A 6,273-nucleotide genomic window follows, 5' to 3' on the forward strand; every position below is an offset into this window, starting at 1 on the left:
CCTATTTATTATAATTTAATAATAATAATCGTCCTTATTGTAGAATGTATTTAATCTGAATATTAAGATTATTATACCTGGTGAGAATATGCATTGAAAAACTTTCCCGAAAGAGCAAGGAGTCACCCAAAGTATGTTTCGATAAGGTAACTGTTACGATAACGCAGTTGCCGAAAACTTCTTCGGCATTATGAAGTCGGAATTCCTTTACATAACCGATTTAACAAATATGGAGCAATTTCAGGAAAAGCTTGAGGAATACATTGATTACTACAATAATAAGCGAATAAAAACAAAATTAAAAGGAATGATTACGGTAAAATACCGGAATCATTCCCAGAGTGCTGCCTAATGAAATAACATGTCTAACTTTTTGAGGTCACTTCACTATGCGTGCTACTTTTTTAATTAATCTGTTAGAGTACCGCTTTACTGAACTGAACACTTTGACTTAATAACTATTAAGAAAGAATTAATTTAACTACAAACGTGGTAACGTCCCCGCGGTATTATCATTGGAGATTTAGAAACGGGATCCTCAATTACAGTACAATTTAGCTCAAATATTTCTTTAATCAATTCATCCGTAATGATCTCGGATGGCCGTCCTTCGGCTATCAGTTCGCCTTTTCGAAGAGCAAAAATATAATCAGCATAGCGAGCAGCAAGATTGATATCATGGAGAACCATTACAATCGTCGTACCGTATTTCCTATTAAGATCTGTAAGCAGGTCCAAAATCTCTACTTGATACGTTATATCCAGAAAGGTTGTTGGTTCATCCAGGAACAGTATATCCGTCTGTTGAGCCAATGCCATAGCAATCCAAACGCGCTGTCTTTGGCCGCCAGACAGTTCATCTAAATGTCTGTTAGCAAGCTCTGTAATTCCCATCATATCCATTGCTTCCTCGACCGCTTGATAATCCTTCTCTGACCATCCGCTTAACAATGATTGATGCGGGAATCTGCCTCTGCCGACTAAATCAGCCACTGAAATACCTTCAGGTGCGATCGGTGACTGAGGCAGCACTCCTAATACTTTTGCAAGTTTCTTCGGAGGAATTTTGTGAATTGATTTTCCATCTAAAATGACATCTCCAGCTATTGGCTTGATCAGTCTTGCCATCGTCTTCAGCAAAGTTGATTTACCGCATGCGTTAGGACCAATAATGACGTTAATCTGATTGTTGGGAATAACAACATCAATCCCGTGAAGGATTTTTTTACTTTCATAACCGGCAACAATTTGCTCTGTTTGAAGTTTGTGAGTTGATTTCATCATAAATATCCCTTTCGATTCATCCTTATAAGTAAATAAAGCAAATATGGCGCCCCAACTAATCCTGTTATTATACCAACCGGATATCTGACTTCAAAAGCAAATTGTCCTATCAGATCTGCCCCAAGAACTAGGTTTATGCCTATAAGACCCGCTGGCAGGACATTTGAAAACCCAGTCCCTACTAATCTTTTCGCAATCGGGCCAGAAAGGAAAGCAACGAACGCTATTGGACCGGTTGTTGCAGTTGCAAAAGCTATCATGAGTACAGCACTCAGTATGAGAATCAGCCTGATTTTGTTTGTACTCAATCCAAGTGATAATGCAGACTCTTCTCCGAGTTCTAATATGTCTAAATGCTTTCCTAAAATAATTAATACTGGAGCGAAAATTACTACTGTACAAATAAGCGGTAATAAAGTTTCCATTTTAGCGCCGTTTAGACTGCCGCTTAACCATCGAAGTGCTGCAGGCAAGTCTTGTTGGCTGCCAACCATTAAAAGATAAGAAATAACAGCGCCAAGAGCTGCCTGAATACCGATTCCAATCAGTATAAGCCGGCCAATGGAAAAATGACTGCCTGATGATAACAAGTAAATGAGTAAGACTGTAACAAGTCCTGCAATTACCGAAGCTAAAGAGACAACCGTAGTACTCGTTTGAAGGATAAGTATACTGAACAAAGCTGCCGCACTGGAACCAGTAGTAATCCCCAGTACATCCGGATTAGCGAGGGGATTCCGCAGCATTGTTTGGAATATATGTCCTCCCATTCCAAAAGCCAAGCCGGCAAAAAGACCAGCTATCATCCTAGGGAGCCTTATAGTATTGACAGCAAAATAAGCTCCTGGGATTCTTTCACCCATAAGCACTTGAATAACCTCTGAAATTGGATAGATTGTGTTACCTAAAAGAAGCATGGCCATACAAAGTCCAACAGCAAGTGCTGCCAGGAGGATGTTAATGACCAGCCATTTTCTGAATCGACGTTGTCTGCCTTGTTTAATAAGAATTGTTGAACTGTTTATCATAGTGACCGCACTTTCAATTTAGTTGCGAGCAGTATTAATACTGGAGCACCAATAAAAGCGGTTATAATCCCGGCTTCTACTTCACCAGGACTCCCTATTAATCTGCCAAGTACATCAGCAATCGTTAGTATGGCAGCACCTGAAATGGCTGACATAGGTATAATAAGACGTAAATCCGGACCAAAGATGAGCCGCATCAAATGTGTCGCCAGCAAACCAATAAAGCCAATAGGACCAGCCAATGCTGTTACCGCTCCGCACAAAATGACTCCGGTAAATGCAGATAGTAATGTCAATAATCCAGTACGAACCCCTTGACCTGTTGCAATTTCATCCCCAAGCAACAACGCATTAAGCGATGGTGCCATTATGAATGCCAGAAGGATTCCAGAAGCTAAAAACGGCAAAAAAATTACAATGAAATCCCAATTTGCAGCACCCACACTTCCTACTTGCCAGAACCTGAATTGATCCATCACAAAAGATCGAGGAAGCATGATAGCACTGATCAGGGAAGATAATATTGCACTTGTTGCAGCACCAGCCAGTACAAGCTTAAGAGGCGTATTGCCAGTACGCCCCATTGAACCAATTCCGTATACAATGATAGCTGTAAGAATTGCTCCTACTATTGAAAGCCAAATATACTGACCAGCTGTGCTGATATTAAAAAATGCTATACCTATAACGACAAATAACGATGCACCTGTGTTAACTCCTAATATACTGGGATCGGCCAGTGGATTTCGGGTTACTGCTTGCATGAGAGCGCCAGACACACCTAGCGCTCCTCCGCATAGCAAACTAAATACCGTTCGAGGTATTCTTTCGCTGACAACAGCTGCAGCGTAAGAATCTGAGCTGGATAAAAACAATCCTGCCATTAAGTCATCTAACGTCACAGATCTTGATCCGAAAACCAATGAAGCAACTATACTAACACACAGCAATAGGAAGAAAATAATCATAATGGCTGCGTAGTAGCTACGTTTATGTCCCACTGGCCTCTTTGCTACATTACTGTTCATTGTTACTTAAAGCATCGTCAATCTGAGTTACATAGTTATCAATTGTATACTCAATCGCAAGCGGATTAGGAGTTCCAGCTGCTGCTAGATCAGAGTTATTAGCGATGAATACCACAGAACCATTCTGAATCGCTTTAATCTGACCTAAACGTGCATCGTTTTTAACCGCTTCATACGTGCTGTCATCACCGTATCCAATAATTATATCAACATCATTAAGGACGTCTGCATTCTCTGCACTCAGGTTTAGTGAGTAAGCAGCATCATCTTCAATTAAATCAGAAATACTTTCAGGATATTCCATTCCCATTTCTTCTAAGAAAGCAACTCGGGAATCAGCTGGTGTATATAGATGAAACTCGGATAGATCTGTTGCTGAGAAGTTGACCCAAGCAACCTTTTTGCCTTTGATTTCAGGGTGCTCGTTTACTTTTTCTTCAATTGTACTCTCCGTATCAGCAATCAGCTGCTCGCCTTCTGCTTCCATTCCCATACCTTTTGCATTCATTGTTACTTGATCACGCCATGACGTTGTCCAAGGAGAAGTCGGATAAGCTACCACAGGCGCGATCTCGCTTAGCGTATTATAATCCTCTTCTGTAAGGCCAGAATAAGCCGCAAGAATGACCTCTGGTTGTGAATCTGCAATAGCCTCAAAATCTAGTCCATCTGTATCTTGAAATACATTGGGATTATTTTCACCTAACTCTTCTAATTTTTCTGCTGTCCAAGGAAGCAGACCGCTGTCGTCCTGCACACCGAAGTTCGCAGCAGAAAAACCAACTGGCACAACACCAAGTGCAAGCGCAACATCTTGGTTACCCCATTGTACAGTTGCTACACGTTCAGGCTTAGATTCGATAACCGTTTCCCCGAAAGCATGTTCAATCGTGATAGGATAACCTTCAGATGAAGCAGAATCTCCGCCAGATGAATTGCTTCCTTCAGTATTCTCACCTGAGTTAGATTGACTGGAACATGCTGAAAGAACTAGTAGGAACAATGCCGAAAAGATTGCCATCTTTAATATCGATTTATGCTTTTTGACCATTTGTTTTTCTCTCCTTTTATATATACAATCTATTAGTGCAAGACTAGCTTACTCGAGTTATGAACTCTTTCGTTAAGAAATTATGTAATAGTTAGCCCTTTCTAATTGATATTGGTTCTCATTATCAATGATACAATTAGTTATATTAGTTAATCAAGGTTTTTTTACGACTTTTTAGACTATTTGGTGAAAATTGCCGCATTTTGTCTCCTTTTCGAAAAAACAGATTAAAAAAAGAGTCACATAAAGTGACTCTTAGAGAATGCCGATACATTTATTGAGCATTTTTAAATCTGGTTGCTTCTTCTCTTTTTTTCCGTCCCATAATCAGAGCCAGTACAATAAGTACTGCTAAAGCTGTAAAACAAACAACTGTTCCGACTGAAATGCCTTTACTGAATGTTGACCCTAGCAATATGATGCCCAGCCCTCCAATTCCGACAATTGTCGTCGCAGGAAACAGCTTCATTTTAAAATGTGGCATTTCAGCATATTCCGGCCGTAATTTCAGCTGCGCTGCGCAAATGCTCAGCCAAAGCAGCAGCATAGTGAATCCAGGAATGGTCATCATCGTACCTATGATACTATCTGGAGCAAAGTATGCTAATCCAGCACCTATTAATAAAAACAGACCATTCAACGAGATAGCGTTAATTGGCGCACCTGATTTGGAAGTCTTCGTCAACAGTTTTGGTGCCTCTCCTTTTTCAGCCAATGAAAACATCGTTCTCGAAGTGGCAAACATACCAGAGTTAGCAGCAGACAAAACTGCTGTCAATAAAATGAAATTCATGACGTGCGCTACTCCCGGTATTCCGATTGCATCCATGACTTGGATGAATGGACTTTCCGTTCCGGCAACTTGATTCCAAGGGATAAGTCCGGCAATGATTGTGATAGGCGCAATGTAAAACAGCAATACACGCCAAACGACACCTTTGATTACTTTAGGCAATACCTTTTTCACATCTTTTGTTTCAGATATAGCTACCCCGATTAACTCAGATCCTCCAAATGAGAACATAACAATCAAACAGGCTGCGAATACTCCTTGTATCCCATTTGGGAAGAAACCGCCATGACCGAATAGATGCTGTGTTGGTGTATCTGGAGAAAAATCCGTTAATCCTAATAAAACTGCTCCGCCTAATACGATAAATAGTACAAGAGCGATAATTTTAATGCTGGCAAACCAAAATTCCATTTCTCCGTAGAATTTAACTTGTAGACTGTTTATTCCAATGATAAGTGCTGCACAAATTGCGCTCAAGAGCCAAAGCGGTGTATCAGAAAACCAAAACTGTAGAAAGGAACCCGCCGCTAGGATTTCTACAACCGTTACCAGTGTCCAGTTTATCCAGTACAGCCATCCAACGATGAAGGATATATGAAAACCGAACGCCTTATGAACTAAATGCTGCACATTATGATTTGGGTACACAACTGCCATTTCAGCTAAAGCAACCATTACAATCAGCAACAATGCTCCGCCAAGTAAGTACGAAACAACTACTCCTGGTCCGGCAATCCCTAATGTCTCGCCGCTCCCTTTGAAAATACCGGTACCGATCATACCCGCTAGTGCTAAAAACTGTACATGCCTAGGTAAAAGCTCTTTCCGCAAACCATTCTGACTCATTTTCTTCTCCTCTTTCTATAACAAATCTTGTTCTGATTAATTTTGTATAGTAATAGTCATCATCCATGGTTAACCACCTCCTTAACTGCCTAAAAAACAAAACGTCCCTGCTGAAAAAGTATCAGCAGGGACGTGATTTTACGCGGTACCACCCTAATTATCGACATACCTAATATGTCAATGTCTCAATTCTAATAACGGCTCTTCACCGTCTTCCCCTCACCAAAAGGTTCGAAGAAGAAA

Annotated in this window: 5 protein-coding genes and 1 pseudogene; 1 reads left to right on the forward strand and 5 read right to left on the reverse strand. The window is 40.6% G+C overall.

Annotated features, from left to right (window positions below; genetic code table 11):
- Positions 1–109: 109 nt before the first annotated feature.
- A pseudogene (locus CHH58_RS06220) lies at positions 110–352 on the forward strand (IS3 family transposase); the annotation flags it as partial.
- A 125-nt stretch (positions 353–477) separates the two neighbouring features.
- Here the strand turns inward: CHH58_RS06220 and CHH58_RS06225 are convergent.
- The 5 genes from CHH58_RS06225 to CHH58_RS06245 form a co-directional block, all read right to left on the reverse strand.
- Complete coding sequence (locus CHH58_RS06225) at positions 478–1,281, reverse strand: ABC transporter ATP-binding protein (RefSeq protein WP_095262198.1); 804 nt, start codon at positions 1,279–1,281, stop codon at positions 478–480.
- On the reverse strand, positions 1,281–2,312 hold the full coding sequence (locus CHH58_RS06230) for a FecCD family ABC transporter permease (protein WP_095226708.1): 1,032 nt from the start codon (positions 2,310–2,312) through the stop codon (positions 1,281–1,283). Before CHH58_RS06230 ends, CHH58_RS06225 begins: the two co-directional genes overlap by 1 nt.
- Positions 2,309–3,280 (reverse strand): FecCD family ABC transporter permease, encoded by a 972-nt coding sequence (locus CHH58_RS06235; protein ID WP_430980828.1) that lies wholly within the window; start codon positions 3,278–3,280, stop codon positions 2,309–2,311. The genes CHH58_RS06230 and CHH58_RS06235 overlap by 4 nt, the downstream gene beginning before the upstream one ends.
- A 49-nt stretch (positions 3,281–3,329) precedes the next feature.
- A complete protein-coding gene (locus CHH58_RS06240; protein ID WP_095262200.1) occupies positions 3,330–4,391 on the reverse strand; it encodes an iron-siderophore ABC transporter substrate-binding protein in 1,062 nt (353 codons plus the stop codon).
- A 274-nt stretch (positions 4,392–4,665) separates the two neighbouring features.
- A complete protein-coding gene (locus CHH58_RS06245; RefSeq protein WP_095226705.1) occupies positions 4,666–6,030 on the reverse strand; it encodes an amino acid permease in 1,365 nt (454 codons plus the stop codon).
- Positions 6,031–6,273 lie beyond the last annotated feature (243 nt).

The sequence above is a fragment of the Terribacillus saccharophilus genome, assembly GCF_002272745.1.
In the GTDB taxonomy this organism is placed as follows: domain Bacteria; phylum Bacillota; class Bacilli; order Bacillales; family Amphibacillaceae; genus Terribacillus; species Terribacillus saccharophilus_B.

Coding starts and splice junctions, on each gene's coding strand:
- CHH58_RS06225 (WP_095262198.1), bottom strand. CDS start 1,281: ATGAAATCAACTCACAAACTTCAAACAGAGCAAATTGTTGCCGGTTAT.
- CHH58_RS06230 (WP_095226708.1), bottom strand. CDS start 2,312: ATGATAAACAGTTCAACAATTCTTATTAAACAAGGCAGACAACGTCGA.
- CHH58_RS06235 (WP_430980828.1), bottom strand. CDS start 3,280: ATGATTATTTTCTTCCTATTGCTGTGTGTTAGTATAGTTGCTTCATTG.
- CHH58_RS06240 (WP_095262200.1), bottom strand. CDS start 4,391: ATGGTCAAAAAGCATAAATCGATATTAAAGATGGCAATCTTTTCGGCA.
- CHH58_RS06245 (WP_095226705.1), bottom strand. CDS start 6,030: ATGAGTCAGAATGGTTTGCGGAAAGAGCTTTTACCTAGGCATGTACAG.